This window comes from Algoriphagus sp. 4150, assembly GCF_031457395.1.
Classification (GTDB): Bacteria; Bacteroidota; Bacteroidia; order Cytophagales; family Cyclobacteriaceae; genus Algoriphagus.
Window position 1 is genome coordinate 543380 of the sequence record NZ_JAVDWS010000001.1, and the last position, 24173, is coordinate 567552.

The 24173-nt window shown below is 41.7% G+C and carries 19 protein-coding genes; 6 read left to right on the plus strand and 13 right to left on the minus strand.

Annotation, left to right across the window (positions count from 1 at the left end; translation table 11 throughout):
- The first annotated feature begins 166 nt into the window (after window positions 1-166).
- Window positions 167-2545 carry a GAF domain-containing protein gene (locus tag J2X69_RS02335; protein ID WP_310097827.1) on the plus strand — a complete coding sequence of 793 codons (2379 nt, stop codon included), beginning with the start codon at window positions 167-169 and terminating at the stop codon, window positions 2543-2545.
- Here the strand turns inward: J2X69_RS02335 and J2X69_RS02340 are convergent.
- Together J2X69_RS02340 and J2X69_RS02345 are read right to left on the minus strand one after the other, a co-directional pair.
- Window positions 2513-6160, minus strand: a complete 3648-nt coding sequence (locus J2X69_RS02340; protein ID WP_310097830.1) for a BamA/TamA family outer membrane protein — start codon at window positions 6158-6160, stop codon at window positions 2513-2515. The two genes, J2X69_RS02335 and J2X69_RS02340, sit on opposite strands and share 33 nt — an antisense overlap.
- Window positions 6157-7008 (minus strand): hypothetical protein, encoded by an 852-nt coding sequence (locus J2X69_RS02345; protein WP_310097833.1) that lies wholly within the window; start codon window positions 7006-7008, stop codon window positions 6157-6159. Before J2X69_RS02345 ends, J2X69_RS02340 begins: the two co-directional genes overlap by 4 nt.
- Before the next feature lie 71 nt (window positions 7009-7079).
- Between J2X69_RS02345 and J2X69_RS02350 the strand changes: the two genes are divergently transcribed.
- On the plus strand, window positions 7080-8255 hold the full coding sequence (locus J2X69_RS02350) for a Pycsar system effector family protein (RefSeq protein ID WP_310097836.1): 1176 nt from the start codon (window positions 7080-7082) through the stop codon (window positions 8253-8255).
- Window positions 8256-8269: 14 nt separating this feature from the next.
- Here the strand turns inward: J2X69_RS02350 and J2X69_RS02355 are convergent, their stop codons facing one another.
- The 8 genes from J2X69_RS02355 to J2X69_RS02390 form a co-directional block, all read right to left on the minus strand.
- Window positions 8270-9151: an EamA family transporter gene (locus tag J2X69_RS02355; RefSeq protein WP_310097838.1), complete on the minus strand. Its 882-nt coding sequence runs from the start codon at window positions 9149-9151 to the stop codon at window positions 8270-8272.
- Window positions 9152-9216: 65 nt separating this feature from the next.
- Window positions 9217-9570 carry a translation initiation factor gene (locus J2X69_RS02360; RefSeq protein WP_310097841.1) on the minus strand — a complete coding sequence of 118 codons (354 nt, stop codon included), beginning with the start codon at window positions 9568-9570 and terminating at the stop codon, window positions 9217-9219.
- A gap of 118 nt (window positions 9571-9688) precedes the next feature.
- On the minus strand, window positions 9689-10540 hold the full coding sequence (locus J2X69_RS02365) for a universal stress protein (protein ID WP_310097845.1): 852 nt from the start codon (window positions 10538-10540) through the stop codon (window positions 9689-9691).
- Between the two features lie 62 nt (window positions 10541-10602).
- A complete protein-coding gene (locus J2X69_RS02370) occupies window positions 10603-11523 on the minus strand; it encodes a 1,4-dihydroxy-2-naphthoate polyprenyltransferase (protein ID WP_310097848.1) in 921 nt (306 codons plus the stop codon).
- A 19-nt stretch (window positions 11524-11542) separates the two neighbouring features.
- Window positions 11543-12130, minus strand: coding sequence for a glutathione peroxidase (locus J2X69_RS02375; RefSeq protein ID WP_310097851.1), 588 nt, complete (start codon window positions 12128-12130; stop codon window positions 11543-11545).
- 235 nt (window positions 12131-12365) lie between these two features.
- Complete coding sequence (gene argS, locus J2X69_RS02380) at window positions 12366-14156, minus strand: arginine--tRNA ligase (RefSeq protein ID WP_310097854.1); 1791 nt, start codon at window positions 14154-14156, stop codon at window positions 12366-12368.
- Window positions 14157-14198: 42 nt separating this feature from the next.
- Window positions 14199-14609 carry a GxxExxY protein gene (locus J2X69_RS02385; protein ID WP_310097858.1) on the minus strand — a complete coding sequence of 137 codons (411 nt, stop codon included), beginning with the start codon at window positions 14607-14609 and terminating at the stop codon, window positions 14199-14201.
- A gap of 33 nt (window positions 14610-14642) precedes the next feature.
- Window positions 14643-15593 (minus strand): arginase, encoded by a 951-nt coding sequence (locus J2X69_RS02390; RefSeq protein WP_310097861.1) that lies wholly within the window; start codon window positions 15591-15593, stop codon window positions 14643-14645.
- 333 nt (window positions 15594-15926) lie between these two features.
- On the opposite strand from J2X69_RS02390, the gene J2X69_RS02395 reads away from it, so the two are divergent.
- From J2X69_RS02395 to J2X69_RS02410, 4 genes are all read left to right on the plus strand, one after another.
- Entirely contained in the window at window positions 15927-17075 is a 1149-nt protein-coding gene (locus tag J2X69_RS02395; RefSeq protein WP_310097865.1) for a methionine aminotransferase, read from the plus strand.
- 123 nt (window positions 17076-17198) lie between these two features.
- Entirely contained in the window at window positions 17199-17624 is a 426-nt protein-coding gene (locus J2X69_RS02400; protein WP_310097868.1) for a hypothetical protein, read from the plus strand.
- A 125-nt stretch (window positions 17625-17749) separates the two neighbouring features.
- Complete coding sequence (locus tag J2X69_RS02405) at window positions 17750-19138, plus strand: arginine decarboxylase (RefSeq protein ID WP_310097872.1); 1389 nt, start codon at window positions 17750-17752, stop codon at window positions 19136-19138.
- A 265-nt stretch (window positions 19139-19403) separates the two neighbouring features.
- The gene (locus J2X69_RS02410) at window positions 19404-22172 is read left to right on the plus strand and encodes a carboxypeptidase-like regulatory domain-containing protein (RefSeq protein ID WP_310097874.1); all 2769 of its coding nucleotides are present in this window, start codon (window positions 19404-19406) and stop codon (window positions 22170-22172) included.
- A gap of 8 nt (window positions 22173-22180) precedes the next feature.
- Here J2X69_RS02410 and J2X69_RS02415 read toward each other — a convergent pair whose 3' ends face one another.
- The 3 genes from J2X69_RS02415 to J2X69_RS02425 form a co-directional block, all read right to left on the minus strand.
- Window positions 22181-22750 (minus strand): DUF664 domain-containing protein, encoded by a 570-nt coding sequence (locus J2X69_RS02415; RefSeq protein WP_310097877.1) that lies wholly within the window; start codon window positions 22748-22750, stop codon window positions 22181-22183.
- Window positions 22751-22820: 70 nt separating this feature from the next.
- Window positions 22821-23162 carry an L-rhamnose mutarotase gene (locus J2X69_RS02420; RefSeq protein WP_310097880.1) on the minus strand — a complete coding sequence of 114 codons (342 nt, stop codon included), beginning with the start codon at window positions 23160-23162 and terminating at the stop codon, window positions 22821-22823.
- A 194-nt stretch (window positions 23163-23356) separates the two neighbouring features.
- Window positions 23357-24172: a sugar phosphate isomerase/epimerase family protein gene (locus tag J2X69_RS02425; RefSeq protein ID WP_310097883.1), complete on the minus strand. Its 816-nt coding sequence runs from the start codon at window positions 24170-24172 to the stop codon at window positions 23357-23359.
- Window position 24173 lies beyond the last annotated feature (1 nt).

The following is a 24173-nucleotide window of genomic DNA, read 5'->3' on the forward strand; positions in this document are numbered from 1 at the left end:
GCAAACTGAGACTGAATTGCTTTACATGCTCTGTCTATCACCTCCGGCTTCGCCCAGCCTCTAGCCTTTAGGCAGGAAGTACTAATTCATGAATTTTGTACTTGGAGGCTGTTTTTGAACTTATCTTCCCGAATTGGGTTATTTTGCATAATAAGACAATTCGAAAATGGATTCATCGGATAAAATAAAGCTGGATTTAAAAAGTTCTTTTCTTGACTTTAAACTTTTATTTGAAAGATGGGAAGCCCTTGCAGACAAGACTCATCCGAGTACTTGTCTATATCATGATTATCTGCAACGGACAAGCAAATTTCCTCAGCTGCTGGACTCTAAGATTGACCCTCAAATCTTAGATAATGATCAGAATAGATTAGGGTTTGGCATGATCCTCAGTTCCTTATTTCCACTTTCCGGTCAAGAGGATAAGAAGATTATGGCCTTGTCAAAACCGTTTGATTATAATCCTATATATGCTACACCTGCTTTCAGAGCACAGTTTTTGGATGAAAACGGGTGGATAAATATGCCTGAGGATCTGAATCTTGAGCGAGTGTCGTTTGATAAGCTGGTGCATGTATATAGCATGATCGTACATCAATTTTATGGAGTAAAAATCAACCAATTTCCTCCGATGATTTTTAAGTTCAGGGGAGTAGACGGTGTCAATAAACACTACCAAATCCAGATCAATACGCAATTTGTCCGAGTAGTGGCAAAAGGAGCTCTACCCGAGATTCCCAATCAATCCGAATTATGCAACAAAAGTGAGCCTTACCAATTTGAGCTGAATCGCTTACAGAAATTACTCCCCTTGGATCTTTTCGAATTCCACGGCTTTATTATCATGGAAGCGATTGATTTGACTGTGGCTCAAAGCGTGGCAACACTGAATGAAGCCGTGCTAAAGCAAGACCAGGTAAGTTCAGAAGAGTTCATGGAGATTGTGGAAGATTCAGTCAAAAGCCTTTTGGGTATAGGTAGCTTAAAAGTAGGGTTGGCGGTGTTGCAGAATATTTCCGGGAGAATAATTATGTCTGAGAGTCGGCTGGCCTATAGTTATTTGTTTCGCCAACTGCTGACGCAAGAAAGTGAGGAGCCTTACCATGCAATCATGGATTTTCTTTCTCAAGTGAAATCCCCTGTTTTTCTAAAAGATATACAAGACACTATAGATGATCCGGCACTGGTAAACCGTATGGTCGAAATGGGACTGTGGGAAGTAATTCTGTATCCTTTGCGGCATAATGGTAATCTGGTAGGTGTGCTGGAAGTATGTTCTTTTCATAAAGGAACTTTTGACCCAATGATGATTCATACCTTAGATCACTTGGCTCCATCCCTCTCATTGGCATTGAACAGGCAGGCAGAAAATTTGGATCACAGGATTAAGGCTATTATCAGAAAAAATTTCACAGCAATACATCCGGTGGTGGAATGGAAATTCGATGAAATTGCCTTGGACTATGTGCTGGATGAAGAGGCAGGTATAGTTCCGGAGATAAAACCTATCCTGTTTCAGGATGTGTATCCCCTTTATGCGGCAATAGATATCAAAAACTCATCTATTGAGAGAAATAAAGCGATTCACGATGACTTCGTTATCCAGTTGGATAAGGGAAAAGCTATTTTGGAACTTGCGGGTTCTTTGCATTACCTGCCTCTGCTCGATAGTCTTATTGACCAAATGGATGAATACAAGCGTCGGATTAATTTGATTTTGCTCAGTGAGGAAGAAGTGAGGATCACTGAGTTTTTTCAGCGCGAGCTAGAACCCACTTTTATACATCTCAGTGAAACCTACGAGGACTTGAGAGGGGAGATCCAGACTTATTTTGATGGATTGGATCGACAGCTTCAGGTAGTAAACCGGCATAGAAAAGCTTTTGAAAAAAGCCTGCAATTAATCAATCAGACCATAGGTTCATTTATGGACGCTCAGGAACAGAAAATCCAACAGATTTTTCCACACTACTTTGAGAAATTCAAAACCGATGGCATAGAATACAATATTTACATCGGTCAGTCCTTGGTGAAGCATCAGAAGTTTGATCTTATTTACCTGAAAAACCTAAGACTTTGGCAACTTCAGAGTTTGATCGAAGTATTTCATTTAGTTGAGGAGAAAAAACCGGATTTGGAAAATCCACTTGAAGTGACTCAGCTTATTCTCGCCCACAGTACACCTATTTCAATCAGTTTTCGCTTGGATGAGCGAAAGTTTGACGTGGAAGGTGCCTACAATATAAGGTATGAGATCATGAAAAAACGCATTGACAAGGCGCTTGTGGTAGGGACTCATGAGCGATTGGTTCAGCCCGGCAAAATAGCCATAGTCTATTCTCAGCAGCGTGAGGCCAAAGAATACAGGGATTTTATTAACTATTTACAGAATAAAGGACAGTTACAGGATCAGGTAGAGGAGCTTGAACTGGAGGAAATGCAGGGAGTTCATGGACTAAAAGCTATTAGGGTAGCGGTAACTCCAAGAACTCCACCTGCAACTGATAATTTGTCAAAATTGGTATCCGAAGGTAAAGAAGGGTAAAAACTCTTCCTCATTGAAACCAACCGAGAAGGTAGCTACCACCTGATTAAGCGGAGCCAACCAGACTCCTGCACCTGCAGAATTGTGCCATTTAGTTGATTTCTCGTTTTGTATCCATACCCGACCGACATCATTGTATGCCAAGACGCCTATAGTAGCAGGAAGTATATAGGTATTCAGATTGAATAGTCTGATTCTAACTTCTGTATTGTTGTAAACCATTGCGTCACCATTGAAGCGATATCTTCTATAGCCCCGGAGATTATCCAAGCCACCAAGAGTTTGCCCCTGGAAAAACTCAAAATTCCCCCAGTTTTTGCCACCTCCAAATCTAGTGGCCCAGACTAACCTAGAAGGATACCGAAATGACCAATAGAGGGCAAGCTCTCCATCAATTCTAGTGAAGTCCCCGGAATAATCATTCAATCCCAGCATTCTTTTTGCCTGACTTTCAAAATATAAGCCTCTGGTAGGTAGTTCCTTGTGGTCTCTTCTGTCAAAAACAACTTTGGCAGAAAGACCTGAGTATAATTTGCTCTCGTCCAGAACTAGCTGATCCAGTCCGCTTTCGGGAGAGGTGATGAATTTCCCCGTATTTTCCTCCGAATCAAATCTGAATATCTGTACATGGGGCCCGACTGTCAAGCTTCCGCTTTCCCCCAGTTTTGTTTGTAGTCCTCCGTACAATTCGTACCAGTTAAATCTTGCTCTGTAGTAGTCAATGTTATGAATGCGGGTATTGTATTCCGTCTCATTTCCAATTCCGAAGAAGTTAAAAGCAAAGTCAGGCGCTTTTACGTCGGCTTTCCATACCAAATCAAGATTCCCCAGTACATCTACAGCATGACCCTTGTATTCAATATTGAAAGCAGATGAACTAATCGCATAATTGCCTACAATGGATTGGCGGATAGCGAAAGGCTCTTTTTTGAAGCCATGTTTCTCCCACAATACCCCTGCACCCAAGAAGAGACCATCATCCCGATTGAGCGCGACGGAAGCCAGTGGCATGAGCTTGTCATATTTGAACTCCTTCCTGTTGTAGTTTAAATAGGAAAGGGAGGGTGCATGCTTGATTTTGGAACTTTCGCCTACTGCTATCGGCAGTTTTTCTTTCGGATTCTGATAAACGAGCGTATTCTTTTTCGTGGTGTTGCCTTCATCTTCAATTGTTTTCTCTCCGCTTCCCGGGATCACCCTTACTTTTATTTTTCCCGGTCCTTCTCCCTTGAAACGAAAAGTGTCCTCACCCTTTAGTCCATAAAGTCTGACTTCCCGAGTTTCCTCCGGAAGGAAAGTCCGCTGGTAAAGTTTCTGCTCCAAGTTTCCCGACTTATCGATTTTCCTCAGTTCCACTTTTACCCGACCGTCTTCGCGGTAGGTTATTTCAAATTCCTCATTCTTATTGGAACCCACGACATCTACATTCTTGGATAAGAATGCGTAATGCTTGAGCATTTCTTCTTTTAACCATGTTGTTCGCTGTCGAAGCTTCGCCTGGATCTCAGGAGCGTCTTTTGTCACTATGGTGTCGGGCCAGTCTCTAAATGCCTCAGAGATTGCTTTCTCGCTCATTTTGGGGAGAATCTTGTCCAATGCTTTCTCCCAATTTTCACGATCTAGTTCATTTAAGAAGCTTCGGTCAAAATACCTTGGGTTGAACATAAACCCTGAGACAAATCGGGGCGGAGTATAATCGAATCCCTGAAATCGTGGATCTGCCCATTTACGACTGGCGATTTTAGGAAATATCCCTTGGTTCACAAAAAATGCCTGATCTCTATCTCTGGGCATAGGAGTGAACTCCCATCCTTTTTTTCCTTTTTCTCCTATCCATCTCCACTGATCATCATGGCGATCCCAATCAGCTATCCAAAAGTCAAATATTCTGGCTTTCAAAACTTCCTTTTGCATTACCTGATGATCGTTGTCACCATGGATTTTCTTGAGCATTTTGTCGGTGCTGAAAAACTGAACATCTTCAGGAGCATCTTTTCCTGCTATTTCCCGCTCTTCAAAAAGATACAAATCATCCCCAAAGTCATTTCTGTAAATCCCCAGCAAAGGATCATCGGGTAAATAGACGATCTTGGGATTGGTATGCACTATCCCAACTTCCTCAGCCAGTCTAGCCACAGCGAGTGCGGCATAGGGATGCGAGGAAGAGATTTGATCCTGTATCACCTGTTTGGCTATAGTCTGCCGAAGCTGAGGCGAAAGAGCATTCTCAGGATATTTGTTGATGGAACGCATTACATATTCCTTTCCATCTTTGTTGGCCAGTCTTAAGGAATGGGTTTGCAAACCTCCTCCTTTTTTGATGATAGTTAGTCCCGTTTTAGCCGTGGTGATATCCACGGATTCAAAGGTGACGGGAATAGCCCAAGTCTCCCGGTAGTTTTTTCCCAAGAAATTATAATAACCTTTTCCATGTAAGTATTGGGTGCTAATGGGACGTGTAACCTCTTCGGGTATGTTCCGGTCAAATAAATCCAATTCCGAAATTTTGCCTGCAAATGGCTTGACCAACTGTGCTTCATAAAGAGGTTCTTCCTTAAGCGGATCAAAAAAGGTGATCTTTACTTCATGATTGTCATAAAAGTCCAATGCTGCATAGCCCTGCATGGGATAAGTGAAATCTGCTGAATTGCGTTTTTTGATGTAGGTGTTTTTGGCTCCGGCTCCGCTGATTACATAATGGATATTGTCTTCTTGCGTGTATGCCAAGCCATGCTCATGTCCTGCAACATGTATCACATTGGGATGATCTTTGAAAATCCTATCCAAAGCCCTCGTCATAGCTTCATATTTGGGATGCGTAAGATCTTGTATGTCCCCAAACCAACTTCTGTACAATGGGTAAATGGAGCCAATTATTGGCAGGGGAATGTATAAGTTTGGAGATGTTGCGGTGAGAGGGAAAAGATGGTCTTTCCAGCTGTAGGCACCATTATGTGGACCGTAGGAACGGAGAGGGTGGTGCATTGCCACCAGAATGGTTTTCTCCTGATTTTCTTCAAAAACATACCCTAGAGCTGCCAAAACCTCATCTTCTGACTTGTATTCACAATCTGAATCCGCTCCTGGCTTGTCTTTAAGCTGGAGCCACCATTGGCTATCCAAGGTGATAAGGATGGTCTCTGAGTCCAATTCGATCACATTGGGACCGGGGCAGCCTCCACTTGGTATCCACTCGACCTTGTCTGCGGGATAATTGTCCAAGACATATTCTTCCGCACGCAGCACTGCAGCCCAGCCTTTGGATTTTCCCCGCTCCCAATCGTGGTTGCCGGGCACCATCCATATTTTCCCTGATACGTACTGATATAGGTCGAGCTGTGTTTTCAGTATTAATTCAGCCTCTTGCCTGTTGCTGTCTTTATAGTCAGGCATACCTGCCGGATAAATATCATCGCCTAGGTATATGATGTGGGTCTGAATGTTTCCGTCTGCTTGAAGTTTACTCCGCACATCTTCGACGACCGGATGGTGGCCATTTTCCATTTCTCCCGCATCCCCGATTAGGTAAATCCGGAATTTCAATGAAGCTTCCTGTTGCGCCCATAGTATAGAGGAGAGCATACTAAAAATCAGAAGCAAAATGAGTTTCTTCATGGGGTATAAGTGAATTTAAGAATGTTGGCGTCACCGTCTTGAGCTTCATTCGAGATATACATATTGCCTTGCGGATCAAATGTAATCCCCTCGGGTTGCTTGAATAACCTGGGATCAAGTCTATATACTTTCATAGGAGTGAAATCTGTGTCAGTGATACAGAGCCATTTGCCGGTGGAAGAAAGAATATAGATTAGATTCTCTATCGGGTGCAAAGCCGCCGCTGAAGGCTGGATTTTCAGAGGTTCTGCCGTTTTGGTCAGGAGCAAGGGCTGTATATCTTCTCTTTTCAAGGCAGTGAATGGGATAGAATCATAGCTTTTGGTAGTCAGGTCAAACCGAAAAATCGAAGCTTGTTCCGGTCCGATATCCCATTTACAAACCTTACAAAAAACAAATAAAAATGGTTCTGTTTTGGAAGCAACTATTGCCTCAAGATCTCTTTTTTCTTTGATCGGGAAATGATGTTCTTCCGTTGTAGAATTTGCGCTGAGCGGTGAGGAGACCTCGTAGAGGGTGCCGTTGCTTTGAAGAACCCAAGCGACCTTATCCAGGACCAGCAAGTCTTCTATGTCCTTGTTTTTGGCAAACTTCCTTTTTTTCAAGATCTTCCCAGTCTCAGTGTCAAGCCTATAAATAATAGAAGATTCATCTTCAATAGCCCAAAGCTGATCCTTGCCGACCCATTCCAGTCCTGAGATCTCTTCCATATCATTCTGAAGTATGATTTTCTGGACGGTAGTTAGATTATATCCATCCGGGAATGGCAAATGTTGTGTCTCCGAGATGCTAGGGCTACATTGACTTGTGAGAAATAAAAGGAAGACTAATATATTTGAGTATTGCATCGTTATTCAATTGGAACTAATTACCTTGAATAGGGTACGCTAAAAATACGTGAATAGCCGTGGATAAACAATTGGGAAAATTTGAATCCTGGATCAGGAAAATGTTTGAAAATCGGCAAAAATCCGAGATTTGCTACCATAACATTGATCATACGTTACAAATAGTAGAGAAAGTCAGAGAGATAGGAGAGTACTACAAACTGGAGAAGGAAGAGCAGGAAGATCTGTTTTTTGCAGGCTGGATGCATGATGTAGGCTATTGGGAAGGAAAAGGCGAAGGGCATGAAGCCAGGGGAGCAGAGATGGCGCAGGAGTACTTGCTGCAGCTGGGGATTAGCAAGGAACGGATTGATCGCATAAAATCCATTATTCTGGCTACAAGGATCCCCCAAAATCCTCAAAATCTATTGGAGGAAATCATATGTGATGCGGATTTGTATCACTTGAGTTCAGAGCAGTTTTATGATCAAACGCTCTTATTGAAAAAGGAAAAGGAAAACTCAGGATATGGTAAAATCCCGCTCAGTGAGTGGCTGACCGGTAGTCAGGTATTTATGTTATCGCACCAATATCACACGGAGTATGCAAGGAAATTTCTACAGCCGGGAAAGGAAAAAAATCTGAAACTTATTGAAATGAAGATAAAAGAAGCTTTGGAAGAGAAGGAAGTCAGTTCGGGCGGAAAGAAAAAAAACAAGGGGAAAAAGAAGTCCGATCGGGGAGTGGAGACGATGTTTCGTGTCACTTCCTCCAACCATTTGCGGCTTTCGGCTTTGGCGGATAATAAAGCCAATATCATGATATCCGTGAATTCGATCATTTTATCCATAGTAGTGACGGTCTTGATCCGTAAGCTGGAGGAATATCCCAACTACATAATTCCGACATTTTTGATGGTAGCTACATGTCTTACGGCGATGGTTTTTGCTATTTTGGCTACCAGGCCTAAGGTGTCCACCGGGGTGGTGACTAAAGAGGATATCGGCAAGAAACAAGGGAACCTCCTTTACTTCGGGAATTTCCACGAAATGTCACTTTCTGAATATAAAGAAGGGATGCATACGTTGATGGATGATGGGAGCTACCTATACGACAGTATGATTACTGATATTTATTATCTGGGGAAGGTGCTTTCAGTGAAGTACCGGATGCTCCGGAAGAGTTACAATATTTTTATGTTTGGATTTGTCATATCCGTGATTTCTTTTTTGATAGCAACCCTCTTTTTTGACCCGATTCAGTATTGAGCTATAATAATGTGTTAGTTGGAAAGAATAATCATTACCGAACCTGCAATCATAATGGCCGATCCGATGATTTTCTTCCGAATATCTTTCTCCTGAAATATTCTATAGCCTAAAAGTACACTGAAGATAATGGACAGTTGGAAGAGTGAAAGTGCATAGCCCACATTCATATTTTCGAAGATGTAATTTGTCGAAAGCTGCATGATACCTATGCAACCAATCAAAAGAATGAACTTACTAAAACTGTCAAACTTAACTTTGGAGAACTCCCGCATGGGATTTACCCTAAAAATCAACACAAGTAAAAAGGAGAAAAAAGCACCGAAAAAACACCAGGAGATAAAGGCCAGAGTAGGCGAGGAGGCAAGTATGACTTTCTTCACAAACACTGCTTCTATTGCCGTCAGAAGCATAGCTCCGATTCGGAACTGAATGTCCTTATTTCTCAAAAGAGTCGGAGTAAAGCGCTCTTCAGTAGTGTCAAGTACCAGGTAGCTTCCGTAAATAATCACCCCAATGCCCAAGATTCCCCAAAGATTTGGGATTTCTCCCAAAAGAAAAATTCCAAAAATCAGCCCTACTATGGATTTGTAAGAATTTATCGGGCCGAGAATGGAAAGATTTCCTTTATGGAGCGCTTTAACCAAAAGTCCATTTCCCATAGCACCAAAGATCCCTCCAAGCAGAGAGTAGATCCAGAATCCTTCCCGAAGATCAATAGAATCCAGGAAAAACAGTCCTACTAAACAAATGCTTGCCAAAAGGAAGTAGGTAAGGAAATTCACCCATAGGGGATGCAATCCCTGAATCGTTAAGTGTTTTTGGAAGACATTTCCGAGAGGATTGGAAATGATTCTCAGGCCGATGACAAAAGAAAGCAGTAATGTGTCGTGCAATAGATTTCCGTAAAAAATTACCAGTTAACTCTTAAGGACAAAAAGCTTCAAGTCTTTACTGTTTATCATCCTCCTGACTTTTTTGCTTTGTAACCGGCTGCCAGCAAAACCTGAACTACTTTATCGCGATGATCCCCTTGAATAAGGATTTCTCCATCCTTTGCCGATCCGCCGACTCCACATTTATTTTTGAGCATTTTCCCCAGTTCCTTAAGATCATCATCACTTCCGGTGAAGCCTTCGATCAAAGTCACTTTCTTTCCTGCACGGGCTTTTTTGTCCAGCAGTACTTTTAGGTTTTGCTGATTAGGGGCAAGTGTTTCTTCTATTTCATCATTCTCATGTTGAAATTCAAAATCAGCACTGGTGGAGTACACCATGCCATCACGCCTTTTCCAGTCGTTACTCTTCTTTGCCATATCAAATGAAAATATGGCTGTCTCATAAGTACTCGTCATTGCGATCCACCACAGGCGGATCGTAATGACGGGGAAATTTGATTTATGAGACAGCCATATATTTTATCAATCGGGAGATTTATTTAGTCTTAAATGTCCAGACGGGACGTTTTGCGTGGTTGACCACATCTTCGGCAATGCTTCCTGTAAACAGGTGTGCCAAACCGGTTCTTCCGTGAGTAGCCATTGCAATCATATCTGCATTAATGTCTCCTGCAAATTCCACAATTCCGGCTTCTTCAGAATATGAATTATAAATTTCAGCTATTGCATGGACAATTGAGTATTTATTTACAAACCTTTTGATTCTAACGGCAGACTCCCGAGTAGTTTCAAAACTTCCCGGTGTATTGATTATCACCAAATATAGATCAGCATCAAATAATTTTTGGAGAGCGATCAATTGATTGGCCAACTCATCTTGATCTTCTCGGAAATCACTTGCAAATACGATTTTTTTGATTGCAGCCGGATCAGTTGGGGCTTTGACTGTCACAACAGGGCAATGGGCCGTACGGACTATTTTTTCGGTATTACTCCCGATCAACACTTCTTCCATTCCACTGGAGCCTTTGGAACCCATCACGATCAAATCCGGATCTTCCTCCAAAATCGCCGAAGAAATACTTTTGAAGGCATTCCCCAATACTATTTTTGTTTTGAACGTGTAGTTGTTTCCGGAATACTTGGATTCCATTTCTTTAAACTGCGCCTTTCGGCGATCCATCAGTTCAATGAAGAACATTTGGTTTTCATAATCAGGAACCATTTCCCCACCGCCCATGGTGCCCATTCCGGCTATAGAAGGCACCTCTATGACGTGCAAAGCGGTAATTTCTACTTTGGTAAGTTTGTTTGACAGATTAATGGATAAATCCAGAGCATTCTGAGCTTGCTCTGAAAAATCGAAAGGGACAAGAACTTTGTTCATATCAGCGCTGAGTTGGTTTATGCCAAATTACCTCAAATTTGAAGATAAGAAAAGGACTTTTGTCAGCTTTTGCCTAAAAAAACCAAACCTATCCCGAAAAGAATAACCCATAGCAAAGTGCTGAGTGCCAATTTTTTTAGATTGGGGTCAATTGCTTGAGAATCCTTTCCTTTTTGTACGTTAATTCCAATTTTGATCATCCATGGGAAAACAGCCAAGGCTAGTAGGGATGTCCATTCTTTAGTGCTAAAAGCGAAAATCATCAAGCAATAATTTCCTCCCAAAATCAAGAACCAATTGTATATGATTGCGGCCCTCTTTCCTATTCTTACCGGAATGGATTTTTTGCCTGCAGTAGTGTCGGATTCTATGTCCCTGATATTATTGATATTCAGTACCGCTGCGCTGAAAAGGCCCAAGGAAATCCCAATCCAAACTACGGCGTCATTCCAATCCAAACTGTGGAGGAAATAGGTGCCATAGACACCCAATAATCCAAAGAAGACAAATACCGAAATGTCACCCAAACCCGCATATCCATAAGGATTGCTGCCCGAAGTATAAGAAATCGAAGCCCAGATAGCAGCTAATCCCAAGCCCAAGAAAATCCCGAAAAGAACCCAATCCTGCACCGCCAGAAATAAAAGAAGTAAGCCGGAAATAAAAGCCAATACACCAAACAGGTACATTGCTCTTTTCATCTCTGCCAAAGAAATCAATCCTGACTGTACAGCTCTCACAGGGCCCTGACGATCTTGATGGTCGGCTCCGTGCACAGTGTCCCCATAGTCATTGGAAAGATTGGATAGGATCTGTAGAAAGATGGTGGTCAATGAAGCGAATAGTAAAATTTCCCAACGGAAAACTTCCTTGTAAGCAGCCAAAAATGATCCTGCGAAAATACTTGCTAGAGCAAGGGGTAAAGTACGAAGCCTGACTGCATGCAGCCAGGCTTCTTTTTTAGTATGTATAGCTTGTTTCACTCAGAGGAGAATAGTCTGGTTAAGCGTTGATTATATCCAGGATTTCCTGATCCAACGGTTCCACTTTCGAAGGGAAGAATTTGATCAGTTCACCTTCTTCATTAAGAATGTATTTACAGAAGTTCCAACTCGGTTCTTCGTTGTTCCATCCGTTCAGTTCGGCATCCGAAAGCCACCTGTAGATAGGGTGCTTGTCAAATCCTTTTACAGATACTTTTTCAAACATCGGAAAGGTTACTCCATAATTTTCCGAGCAGAAAGATTTGATTTCATCGTTTGAGCCGGGTTCCTGTCCTCCGAAATTATTGGCAGGAAAGCCTAGAATAACGAGTTTGTCGCCATGTTCAGAGTATAATTTTTGGAGTGCTTCATATTGTTTGGTGTAGCCGCATTTGGAAGCGACATTCACTACCATAATCCTTTTGCCTTTGAATGTGCTAAAGTCTACTTCAGCTCCATTTAGGTCTTTCATTTTGAAATCGTAGAAAGATTTTGACACAGCTTTTTTAGATAATGTTTCGATTTTAGCTTTAGAGATATGTGTTTTGCTAATAGAATAAGCACTCACAAGTAAAAGGAGACAGCCAAGAAAGAGTAAATTTTTCATGTGTTTATAATTTGATTTTTAATGGCCACCCCGATTAGTCGGGGCAGGCTATGGAATCTCGCACGGTTTATAATCATCCCTCTCCCGAATCAAGCCTGCATGAGGAGGCAGGTTCCGGATAAGTTCTGTGATGTCTTTCGTCGTGTCTATTTCACGTGTTTATAATTGTTTTTTCAAAGTCCCCCCGATTAGTTGGGTAGACTATGGAATACCTGCCTGCGGCAGGCAGGTCGCATTACATTCTATCGGGTACAGTGATTCCAAGTAGCTGCATCCCTCTTTTCAGAGTTTTGGCAGTATGTGCCGAAAGCGCTACGCGGAAAGAAAGAATAGTTGGGTCATTTTCCAGAAATATAGGAAGATCTGCATAGAATCTGTTGTATTCCTTTGCCAAATCGAACAGGTATTGTGCTAAAACAGCTGGAGAATAATCCAATCCAGCCTGAGAGATTTTCTTCTCAAAATCATTTAGCAGGTAAATTAGACTCGACTCCGATTCTTCAATTGTAGAAATAGTAGAGAAATCTGCCTGCTTGTAATCAACTCCAATTTGCTCTGCTTTTCTCAAAATAGAAGCGATTCGGGCATGGGAGTATTGGATAAAAGGTCCCGTGTTTCCCTGAAACTCTATAGACTCCTGAGGATTGAAAAGCATACGTTTCTTAGGATCTACTTTCAGGAGAAAGTACTTCAAGGCTCCCATTCCAAGTGTTTCGTAAAGTTCAGCTGCCTGCTCTTCATTGAAGCCATCGATTTTACCAAGCTCTTTGGTGTGCTGGGCAGCAGTATCTATCATCTCCTGCATTAGATCATCTGCATCTACCACAGTGCCCTCGCGGGACTTCATTTTGCCCGTCGGCAAATCTACCATGCCGTAAGACAAATGGTAAAGTCCTTCACCGTAAGGTCTGCCCAGTTTTCGCATGATCTTAAACAAGACATCGAAGTGATAATCCTGTTCATTTCCAACTACATATACGGATTTACTAATTCCAAAATCATCGTACTTTAAATCAGCAGTTCCCATGTCCTGGGTAATGTAGACAGAGGTGCCGTCCCCACGAAGAACAAGCTTTTCGTCCAATCCCTCCTCAGTAAGATCCACCCAAATTGAGCCGTTTTCCTTTTTGAAAAAGACTCCTTTTTCCAGACCCTCAGTGACAATGTCCTTGCCCAATAGATAGGTGTCTGACTCGTAGTAATACTTGTCAAAACTAACTCCCATGCGCAGGTAGGTTTTTTCAAATCCGGCATATACCCAGGCATTCATTTGCTTCCATAGTGAGACAACTTCCTCGTCATTGGCTTCCCATTTGCGGAGCATATCCTGAGCTTCAAGCAGGAGTGGGGCATTCTTTTTTGCTTCATCTTCCGTCTGCCCTTTTTCTCTCAGTTCAGCAATCTGTTTTTTGTATTCCTGATCAAAAATCACATAATATTTTCCTGCCAGATGATCTCCTTTCAAGCCGGAAGATTCCGGAGTTTCACCATTTGCATAGTGCTGATAAGCCACCATGGACTTACAGATGTGGATTCCCCTGTCGTTTACCAGATTTGCTTTGATTACTTCATAGCCATTTGCTTCTAGGATGTTGGCGACTGAGAAACCCAAAAAATTGTTTCTCAAATGACCAAGGTGCAATGGTTTATTAGTATTTGGGGAAGAGTATTCCACCATCACTTTCTGACCGTTGGACGGCAGCTGGCCTATGTTTTCGTTGGCAAAAAGCTTCCGGAACACGTCCACCCAGATCATGTTGTTAAGTTCCAGGTTTAGGAAGCCTTTTACTACATTGAAGCCCGCTACTTCCGCTACATTTTCTTTGAGGTATTCACCGATCAAAGTGGCTGTAGCTTCCGGAGTTGCTTTAGAAACTTTCAGGTAGGGAAATACAACAAAGGTATAGGTTCCTTCAAATTCCTTCCGCGTAGGAGCGAGGCTTATCTGATCCAGCGGCAGGTCGTGATTGAAGATATTCTGAAAGGCAAGCTGTATGCCGTTGTGTATTGATTCTTGTATATTCATGTTGATAATTTTGCCACAAAGAGCGCAAAGGTTCGCAAAGGTTTAAAAAGGTCTTGGGCCTTTAGTGTTTATAACTCTCTTGATACCGTATCTTAATTTTGAAACATTAAAGTTTATAATTAAACCTAACTTATAACCCCCAAGCTTTAAATAATTTATTGCTTGGGCCAAATGGACGTCAGATATTTCTTTAACAGACTTCAGTTCGATGACCAACTTTTTTTGAACAAGTAGATCGATTTTATAACCGAGGTCAATTGAAATCCCATCAATCGTAATTGGCATTGTCTTTTCACCTTCAACTTGCAAACCTAAGTTTTGAAGTTTTATTGCTAAAACTTTTTTGTAGACATTCTCAAGCAATCCAGGACCGAGTTGCGTATGAACATCAATTGCAACACCCAGAACGATATTGGATAATTCATCTTCATTCAATTCTTTTTTCAGGTCCATCTTTGTGTCACTTTGTGTTCTTTGTGGCTTAAGTTAGAAATTATCCACCAGGCTTTTAGTTGTTGCTTCGAGGACTTCGAAAGCGTTTTCGGCCATTACATTCTCGGAATCCAGCGTAGGGTTTACTTCCACGATTTCCCAACAGCAGACACGTTTGTCCTGTATCAGTTTGACATTTAACTCTATCGCTTCCTGCACTGTCAATCCATCGGGAACAGGGGTGCCTGTACCCACGGAAATGGAGCTGTCCAGACTGTCCACATCAAATGAAATATAGAGTTGATCGCAGTCCTTCAGTGTTTCTAAGGCTTCAGCAGCGATCCGTTCTATTCCCCTTGAGCGGACTTCTTGGGTGCTGAAATTTCTGATTCCATAATTTTTGATCAAATGATCCTCCGGAGCTTCCGTATCTCTAACTGTGATGAAAACGATGTCACTTGGGATAATCTTCGGGAATTCACCACCGATGGTTTTTATCTTTTTCCAGATGGCCAATGTCTCTTCAGAGGGTTCATTAATCTGGCAATCCAAGTTGTCCAATTGGGTCACCATTGCCAATGGCATTCCATGCATATTGCCCGAAGGAGTAGTGAAAGGGGTATGCAGATCAGCATGTGCATCTATCCAGATCACTCCCAGACGCTTATCCGGATCGGCAGCTTTAATCCCCATGATAGTACCTGCTGCAGTGCTATGATCTCCTGCCAGGACTATAGGGAATTTCTTCTCCATCCTCAGTGATTCTATAGTCGAATACACATTTTTCAATACCTGATATACACCATCTATGTACTTGGCATGGGGGAAGTTATTCCCTTTCCATAGGTAATTATTAGCATCGGGAACATTGATTGGGTCAAACTGCGTGAAGAAATCTGATTTCTTATCTAAACTGGCAATCTTCAGCGCATCTACTCCCATACTTGCACCGCGGGTGCCGGCAGCTATTTCTGAACGTACTTCTACTAGTTTAATATCACGCATTTTCGGTGGAGTTTTAAGCTATATTGGGTTGGGTAAGGTCAGACAAAAGTAGTCAAAAATGCCTTTAAACGACCAAATTTCGGTAATCAATGAGTAATTCTCAATTCTCAAAAATGAAAACAAGTGAAAGGATTTTAAATTTCCCGCAGATGGTCGCGGATAACTATCGCAGATTTTCACAGATTAGATAATCAGGTTTATTGAAAATTCTACTTATGAAAATCAGCGTTGATTAGCGTGTTTTTCTGCGCTGGTCCGCGGGAAATGAAGACAATTATGTACTCAATTCCTTCACATTGAAAAATACTATCCCAAAATCAATAGTTTTGAAGTATGCCTATTAGATCCAAATTACCCCATGTAGGAACGACGATTTTCACTGTAATGTCGAAACTTGCAAGTGATTGCAAAGCAATTAATCTTTCCCAGGGATTTCCGGGTTTCGATAGTGATCCAGCGCTGCTTGATTTAGTCAATAAATACATGAAAGCGGGATACAATCAATATGCCCCGATGAGCGGAGTTCCCTTACTACGTGAGCGCATTGTGGAAAAAGCCAAGCTGGTTTATGGGATTGAACTGGATTCAGAATCTGAAGTGACGGTGGTCTCAGGTGCTACGGAGGCACTTTATGCTGCTATCACAGCAGTAGTAAATCCAGGTGATGAAGTTATTCTTTTTGATCCAGCTTATGATTCCTATGCACCTGCCGTGGAGTTGAATGGGGGAGTTCCTGTATTTGTGTCCCTAAGCTTGCCTGGGTTTTCGGTGGATTGGGAAAGGGTGAAAGCTGCTATTTCTGACAAGACACAATTGATCATAGTCAATACGCCGCATAATCCGAGTGGCTATGTATGGACTCAGGAAGATCTAAATACATTGGCTGAATTGATTCAAGACACCGGTATTTTGGTGGTGAGTGATGAAGTGTATGAGCATATCACTTTTGATGGTCGACAACATCTTTCTCTTTTGACCCACCCTGAACTGAGAGAAAGAACCTTTGTTTGCGGCTCTTTTGGGAAGACTTTTCATGTGACAGGTTGGAAGATTGGCTATTGTTTGGCTCCGTCGAAGCTAACAGAGGAATTTCGTAAAATCCATCAGTTTTTGACCTTCAGCTCAGCTACTCCTTTGCAGTACGCTTTAGCGGATTACTTGTCCGAGCCTTCCCGTTACTTGGCTCTTCCGGATTTTTATCAAAAGAAAAGAGATCTTTTTTGTGAAGGGCTTAAAAAAACTCCATTTGAATTCACTCCGGCACAGGGAAGTTTTTTCCAAATGGTGTCATATGCTCACCTTTCGGACGAATCCGATTATGATCTATCTGTGAGGCTTACCAAAGAAATTGGTGTTGCAAGCATTCCCATATCAGTGTTTTTCTATGATAGAAAAGATCCTAAAATTCTTCGATTTTGCTTTGCAAAGGATGATTCGGAGCTGAATGTGGCCTTAAATAGACTATTGAAAATGAAATTATAGTTCTGTATGCTAAGATGTTATGCGAATGTTTTATTATAACCCTATAAAAATTATAGGGAATATAGGTTAATTAAAAATGGACTACTATCTTTGAACTGTAGATTAAATCAAAAACTCAGAAAAATGAGCGCATTACCACAGACCAAAGCTTCGTCTTTTGACCAAGTGCTTAGTTTAGCCAATGGCAATTCTAAAATTACCGCAAATCAGCAGGAAATCGTGAAGATTTTCAATCAAAAATCAGGTATGGTCATGCAGGGAATGTGCAAGTTTGAGGAGCATTTTGAGGAGCTATATCCACTGTTCAGAGGATTGAGCGAAGCCGGAAAGCCAAACAAATTGAACCTGAGGTTCTCGTCATCCGAGAAGGTCGCTTACTTTCATTATCCTGAATCCAATCACCCGGAGGTGTCTCTTTTCTTTTCCCGATTGCTATCGCTTTTGCAAAAGGAAGTGAAATTCAAGAAAGTATTGAAGAAGGTTATTAGTAACAGAAATCACTTTAATACTGAGCAATTTTTGCTTAAAAATGCAATGATGGGTCTGTAGAAAATTAAGAAATCGTTACGTTTATCTAATATTGGGACAGTCCTTTGGGATTTGTCCCTTTTTCGTTTGAAATCCCCTGATAAAAAGCAATTTTTGCATGGCTTTAACACCAACTATTCTTGCTAATGAATACCTACAAAGACCTGATTGAGCAGACATTTGATTTTCCTACCAAGGAATTTAAAGTAGAAAACAATGAGCTGCACTTCAATGGAGTGAATATGATGGAGATCATAGAGACCTATGGAACTCCGCTTAAGCTTTCCTATTTACCTAAAATCTCCGAGAGTATTCAGAATGCCAAGTCGTATTTTAAGAATGCGATGGAACAGCATGACTACAAAGGCAAGTACACCTACTGCTATTGCACTAAGTCCTCGCACTTTAGTTTTGTGCTGAATGAGGCACTGAAAAACGATATTCACATCGAGACTTCATCGACGTTTGATATTCCTTTGGTCAGAAGCCTTTATGCTCAGGGAAAGATCACCAAGGAGACCTTTATCGTATGCAATGGCTTCAAGCGGGAATTGTACAAGCAGTACATTGCCGCGCTACTCAATGACGGTTTTGTAAATTGTATACCGATTTTGGATAATCTGACCGAGATAGACTACTATCTGGAGCACGTGAAAGTACCATTCCAAGTTGGGATCAGAATCGCAGCGGATGAAGAACCTAAGTTTGGTTTTTATACCTCAAGGTTAGGTGTGAGATACAATGACATTATCAAGTTGTATGAGGAGAAAATCAGGGATAATCCGAATGTAAGCCTGAAAATGCTGCATTTCTTTATCAATTCCGGCATCAAAGATACGGCCTACTACTGGTCCGAATTGACCAGATTTATCCAGAAATATGTGGACTTGAAAAAAGTTGCCCCTACGCTGGATACCATGGATATTGGGGGAGGCTGGCCGATCAAGACCAATGTCTTCTTCGACTACGACTACCAATACATGGCGGAGCAAATCGTGAAAAACATCAAATGGATGTGCGGCAAAAACAATGCGGATGAGCCGAACATCTTCACGGAATTCGGAAGCTACACCGTAGGAGAGAGCGGAGCGGTGCTTTATTCTGTGCTGGAAGAAAAGCTTCAGAACGACAAGGAGCTTTGGTATATGATCGATGGATCATTTATTACACAGCTGCCTGATAGCTGGGGACTTAACCAGAAGTATATCATGCTTGCCGTGAACAACTGGGATGAAGAATATCATAACATCAACCTCGGTGGTCTGACCTGCGACAGCATGGATTATTATAACTCGGAAGCGCATCAGTTCAATATTTACCTTCCGAAAACCCAGGAAAAGAAAGTGCAGTATCTGGGCTTTTTCCATACGGGCGCGTATCAGGAATCACTTGGAGGTTATGGTGGGATCCAACATTGCCTTATCCCTGCACCCAAGCATGTGCTTATTGATAGGGATAAAGATGGGAATATTACCCATAAGCTTTTCGCAGAAGACCAGACAGAAGAGAGTATGTTGAAAACTCTTGGATACTAAGAATTGAAAGAGGTTGTCTCATAATCAGGTTTTCTTGTCAGGCTGAGCGAAGTCGAAGCCTTTTATGCGCTAATTAAGCTCATTTCGACTTCGCTCAATGTGACAATTTTGAGTTATGAGACAGTTTTTTTAACCCGCAGCGTACGCGGAGGTTAACTTAGAGAGCACAGATTGATGTTGTCCTGCTTCTCCAGAAGCTGGACTAGTTAGGGGTATTTTTTCAGGAAAACTGCTATCTTAATAGGCTAAACCCGATTTTAGCCAAATGAATTTACTTTTTCAACGTATCAGGTATCTGTTATTGGTGATTTGTTTGGCGGTAAATTTTTCAGCAAATGCTCAAATCATCTCCGGAACTGTAAAAAATGCGAAAACAGGTGAGCCCATGCCTTTTGCCAATGTTTTTATCAACAACACGACTTTGGGAAGTACTACGGATGAAGAGGGCCATTATCGAATAAGTGGAGATCTTCCCAGGAATATTGAATTGGTAGCCTCATTTGTGGGCTTTGTGACAGCTACCCACACATTAAATCTCTCAGGATCATTGGCTGTAGACTTCCGACTGGAACCTTTGGAATCTGTACTGACGGAGGTGGAGCTTAAATCCCGTCGTGACAAGAAGTGGGAACGTGACCTTCGCCGTTTCAAAGAGGTTTTTTTGGCTCTTCCTGATGATCCATTTGCTTCGCAACTGGATATTAAGAATCCTTGGGTTTTGGATTTTGAGACCATAAAAGAAAGAGGACCAAACTATGTTCATGCTACTGCTCAGGAGCCGTTACAGATTGTAAACAGTGCTTTAGGGTACGATGTGACATATTATTTGAAGGATTATCGTTTTTATAACAATCGCTCCAGCTATGTGGGGTTTGTATTTTTTGACGCTCATGAGTTGACTGACTCTACAGAAGTAGCCAAAGTAGAATCCAGCAAGGTGACTAGCTATATGGGATCAATTAGACATCTGTTGAAATCAGTATTGTTGGCGAAGGTGTATGAAGAAGATTTCGAGATTTTCAAATTGCTTCCTGTTGATCATTTTAGGGTCCGTACAAATGTATATACAGAGGAACTTGACAAATCTATTAGGCGTGTATATGCAGATTCTATACAGAGAATACCATTGGAAAATGGGAACTATCGGGTAATCTGGCCCTTTGACACAGAGGTTCATTATCGCGGGAAAAAATGGTTCAATGACTATTATACCGATGCTTATTACCCCATCAGCTGGATTTCAGCACCATTGGGCTACTTTGATATTGACCGAAATGGAATCCCCGTAGTGCCCGCCCAGGTGGTGTTGTCCGGCTACATGGGAAGGCAGCGAATGGGGAGATATTTACCGCATGACTATGAACCCTCAGAGCGGTTTGACAGCTTCTTGTCTGAGATAGATGACTCGCAATACAAATTTTCCCGCTGGAATAACCTGAGGGAAAAGCCTTACATCAGTACAAACAAACCTTATTACTATCCCGGAGAAACGGTTTGGTTTGGAGGACAAATGCTCTATCAAAATAATATCATGTCTGATACGCTGAGTAGAGTTTTGTATATAGACTTGATGGATAAAGATGCTGAACTGATCCAATCTGAAGCTTACCCTGTGAAAGCAGGGAAGATTTCAGGTGCACTTGTCTTGCCTAAAGAGCTTGAATCCGGTGATTACTTTCTTCGGGCATATACCGAGTGGATGCGTAATTTTCCAGATCAGGAAATATCCCTTAGAACACTTCCTATTTTGAAAAAAGAAGAAAATATCCAAGCTGTCGCAATTACTAATCCTGATCTTTTTGGGGACCTGACTATTAATTTGACTGACTCGGCATTTTTGCGGGATTCTTTCAAAGAAATAGAGTTCCACTTGTCTTTTTTGGATGAAACGGAGGAATTGACAGACGCGCAGTTTACAGTTTCCTTGACAGATGCTGATTTGGTTTCTTCAGTTTCGGATCAGGAGACAATCATTCATGCAATGGAATGGCTGGATGAAAAAGAGACGCCCAAAAACCTTACTCTTGGTGATCATCAAATTGAATATGGAATTACAGTAGATGGACAATTCACCCGAGATAAAAAGCGGGATCCGTTGGTCAATTCTATAACCATTGTTAGGGATGATTTGGCGGATTATGGAATTGTTGAGACAGATTCATCCGGTTATTTCCGTGCCACAGGCTTATATTTCACAGATACGGCTACGATCTCAATTGCAGCTTTGGATCAAAAACAAAGGCATTATGGATCAGTATTGCTAAATGATAAAACCAAACCTGTTTTTAAAGGTTCTTATCCCAAGCTCCAGTATCAGACTTACACAAGAGAAAATGAAGCATTAGGATTTGATGATTATGGTGATTATATCCTGTTGGAAGAATTTGTGAAGGAAGACGGGAAAATCGAAACTCTGGAAGATCGAAACTATGGCTATGGCATGCCAGACCGAGGGCTGAGTGGGGATAGGTTGGCGACTATTTCACCCGAAGCTTTGGCAGGTTATTTTGGTTTTAAACGAGGTGGGAAAAGTATAGGGAATTATAATTTTGGCTTAAATGCATCCAATCCACTGCTGATAATTGATGGTGCTCAATATCCTTTTTTGGATGATATAACTTTCGAAACATTGATGGAATCCTTTGTTCCTGCCGAACTGGAGTCAATTAAGGTTTACACTTTTAATTCGCCATCTTTTGGTATGGCGGGATTTGGGGGCGTGATTATGATCACCACCAAAAAAGGAAAGAGAACTGACCAAACTAAAGAAACAGCATTTAATTCTTCAGAATTTCAGCAGTTTAAGATTCGTGGTTTTTCCCGCGATATTCCTTTCCCCAATAGCTATGAAAGTGATCGGCCAATAGAAATCAAACCTACGCTGTATTGGGATGCAACTGCCGAAAGCGCAAAAGGTGTTTACTCTTTTAAAGTAAAAATCCCCCAATTTCAAAGAAGTCTAAATCTGAGAGTTGAGGGATTGACTAAGGACGGTTTAGCCTTTGTGAAGACTTTTGAAGTAGTAGTGAAATAAAGCGTTGATTACTTGGGCAGTCTACTTCTCAGCATATTGATTTGTCCCATGTGATTGGCCTGATGCTCCATCACATGAAACCAAGCCCAGTGATTGTCAGTCTGTCCGCCTTCTGCCAATGCGGCAAACCATTCGTCATCCTTGGTTTTGAGTGTATCCAATGTCTTTTGGCGGACTTCAGCCCAGATGTCCAGATAGTATTTAATAGGCTTGCCGACAAACTCAGCTCTGGCTTCATCTCCCAGATTCAAAGCAGTTTCCCATATCTCTTTTTCCTCTTCATTATAACTTCTACCTTCAAATGTGTAAGCTTGATAATAGACTTCAGTTGCAGCCAAATGCATGATCATGGCACCGATTCGATTGGCTTTATCGTCCAGCAGAAAATCGGTTTGATCCTGATTTAGTCCTTGGGTACTGTAAATTATCCTTGCCCTTAGGTTTTCCAGCATAGATACCATAGTTCCTATATCATGATCGTAGCCTGCGGGAGGATTCATAGTGTTTTGCCCGAAGGAAAAAACTGAACAGGTAAGGGCTAAGGTAAATAGCAGTGGGAATTTTAGGTTGTTTTTCATTTGTGAGAAAAGTTTATGGACTAGGAAATTGCTAATAAAAATCAGAAAATACTTTGTCAATGGTTGTTAATTATTCACCTGACTTGAATATTCTCTTCATCAATACCCACTTTTCACCGGGTTTTGCCCACGGGATAGGCTGCTGATATTTCCACATAAATGCTTCCCATTCTGCAATTTTTGGATTTGATGCATCGAATTTAGCCTTCTCATTGAAATCAAATTCATCTACAGTTTCCAGCAGCATAAACATTCGGTTACCGGTACGGAAAATCTCTAAATTGAGAATTCCTGCATCTATATCATGCTGGGTCACTTCAGGCCATGCGGCTCCTGCGGCGTGATGCTGCTCGTATTCTTTGATGGATGCCTCATTGTCGATGAGGTCAAGTGTAAGTGCGAAACGTTTCATTTTTAAGTATCAAGTAGCTAGATGTAAGTATCAAGATATTAGACTTAAAATTTTAGAAATTAGAGTCTAGAATCAAGAAATGAGAGAATGAAGAGTACCGATTGATAGAAGCAGAAGATACGGTTCACTAGTGAATTCATGGGTTGGAGTACCTAAGAATCTCGTAAATCGTATTTCGTAAATCCAACTTCCCTTTAACGAAACCATTTCCTAAACTCCGCAATCGTCTGCTCAGCTGCAGCATCAGGATCTGGGTAGGGGAAGGCTTCCGCAGAGGCATAATCACTATACCCAATGGTATTAAGCGCTTCAGCGATCGGTTTCATGGAAGTATGTCCAAAACCCATGGGTCTTCTGTTGCTGTCCGCAAAATGTACGTGGCCGATATTTTTTCCCCAGTTCAAAATACTTTCTTCCGGATTTCCTTCTTCAATATTCATATGGAATAAATCTGCCAACAGTTTCACTGACTTGGTTTCTAGGGAATCCAAGAAGTTTGACCCGGCTTCAAGCGTGTTGAGTAAGTTGGTTTCGTAGCGATTAAGCGGTTCATAGATGAGAATCACTTGGTTTGATTCAGCGTGTTTTCCCAGTTTATTTAATCCGTCAGTCAGCCAAGACATGGTTTCGTCCCTGTCATTTCCGGGAAGTACATTTCCCTGCATTGAGCCGATTATTGCAGGAGCGCCAAATGCAGCACCAAAGTCAATCATGTCTGAGATAAAGGAAATGGCCTTTTTTCTAATTTCTGAATCAGGGTCAGTAAGCGTCAGTCCGTGAATTACCTTACCGGCACCCGTTCCCACGGCAGCTAGTTTTAGCTTATATTTTCCCAGAAGCTCCTTAAGTCTTGGGATTGAAATTGCATCTGGAGAAGCGGTGAAAAGCTCTATCGCATCAAAACCAAGCTTGGCAGCTTTTGCCATTCCGGCTTCCAAGTCTTCCCAAAAAATCCAAGGACCGGTTTTGATTTGAGGTACGAGGGCGATTGTTACGCAGGATTTTATCATT

Coding starts and splice junctions, on each gene's coding strand:
- J2X69_RS02335 (WP_310097827.1), top strand. CDS start 167: ATGGATTCATCGGATAAAATAAAGCTGGATTTAAAAAGTTCTTTTCTT.
- J2X69_RS02340 (WP_310097830.1), bottom strand. CDS start 6,160: ATGAAGAAACTCATTTTGCTTCTGATTTTTAGTATGCTCTCCTCTATA.
- J2X69_RS02345 (WP_310097833.1), bottom strand. CDS start 7,008: ATGCAATACTCAAATATATTAGTCTTCCTTTTATTTCTCACAAGTCAA.
- J2X69_RS02360 (WP_310097841.1), bottom strand. CDS start 9,570: ATGGCAAAGAAGAGTAACGACTGGAAAAGGCGTGATGGCATGGTGTAC.
- J2X69_RS02365 (WP_310097845.1), bottom strand. CDS start 10,540: ATGAACAAAGTTCTTGTCCCTTTCGATTTTTCAGAGCAAGCTCAGAAT.
- J2X69_RS02375 (WP_310097851.1), bottom strand. CDS start 12,130: ATGAAAAATTTACTCTTTCTTGGCTGTCTCCTTTTACTTGTGAGTGCT.
- argS (WP_310097854.1), bottom strand. CDS start 14,156: ATGAATATACAAGAATCAATACACAACGGCATACAGCTTGCCTTTCAG.
- J2X69_RS02385 (WP_310097858.1), bottom strand. CDS start 14,609: ATGGACCTGAAAAAAGAATTGAATGAAGATGAATTATCCAATATCGTT.
- J2X69_RS02390 (WP_310097861.1), bottom strand. CDS start 15,593: ATGCGTGATATTAAACTAGTAGAAGTACGTTCAGAAATAGCTGCCGGC.
- J2X69_RS02395 (WP_310097865.1), top strand. CDS start 15,927: ATGCCTATTAGATCCAAATTACCCCATGTAGGAACGACGATTTTCACT.
- J2X69_RS02400 (WP_310097868.1), top strand. CDS start 17,199: ATGAGCGCATTACCACAGACCAAAGCTTCGTCTTTTGACCAAGTGCTT.
- J2X69_RS02405 (WP_310097872.1), top strand. CDS start 17,750: ATGAATACCTACAAAGACCTGATTGAGCAGACATTTGATTTTCCTACC.
- J2X69_RS02410 (WP_310097874.1), top strand. CDS start 19,404: ATGAATTTACTTTTTCAACGTATCAGGTATCTGTTATTGGTGATTTGT.
- J2X69_RS02415 (WP_310097877.1), bottom strand. CDS start 22,750: ATGAAAAACAACCTAAAATTCCCACTGCTATTTACCTTAGCCCTTACC.
- J2X69_RS02420 (WP_310097880.1), bottom strand. CDS start 23,162: ATGAAACGTTTCGCACTTACACTTGACCTCATCGACAATGAGGCATCC.
- J2X69_RS02425 (WP_310097883.1), bottom strand. CDS start 24,172: ATGATAAAATCCTGCGTAACAATCGCCCTCGTACCTCAAATCAAAACC.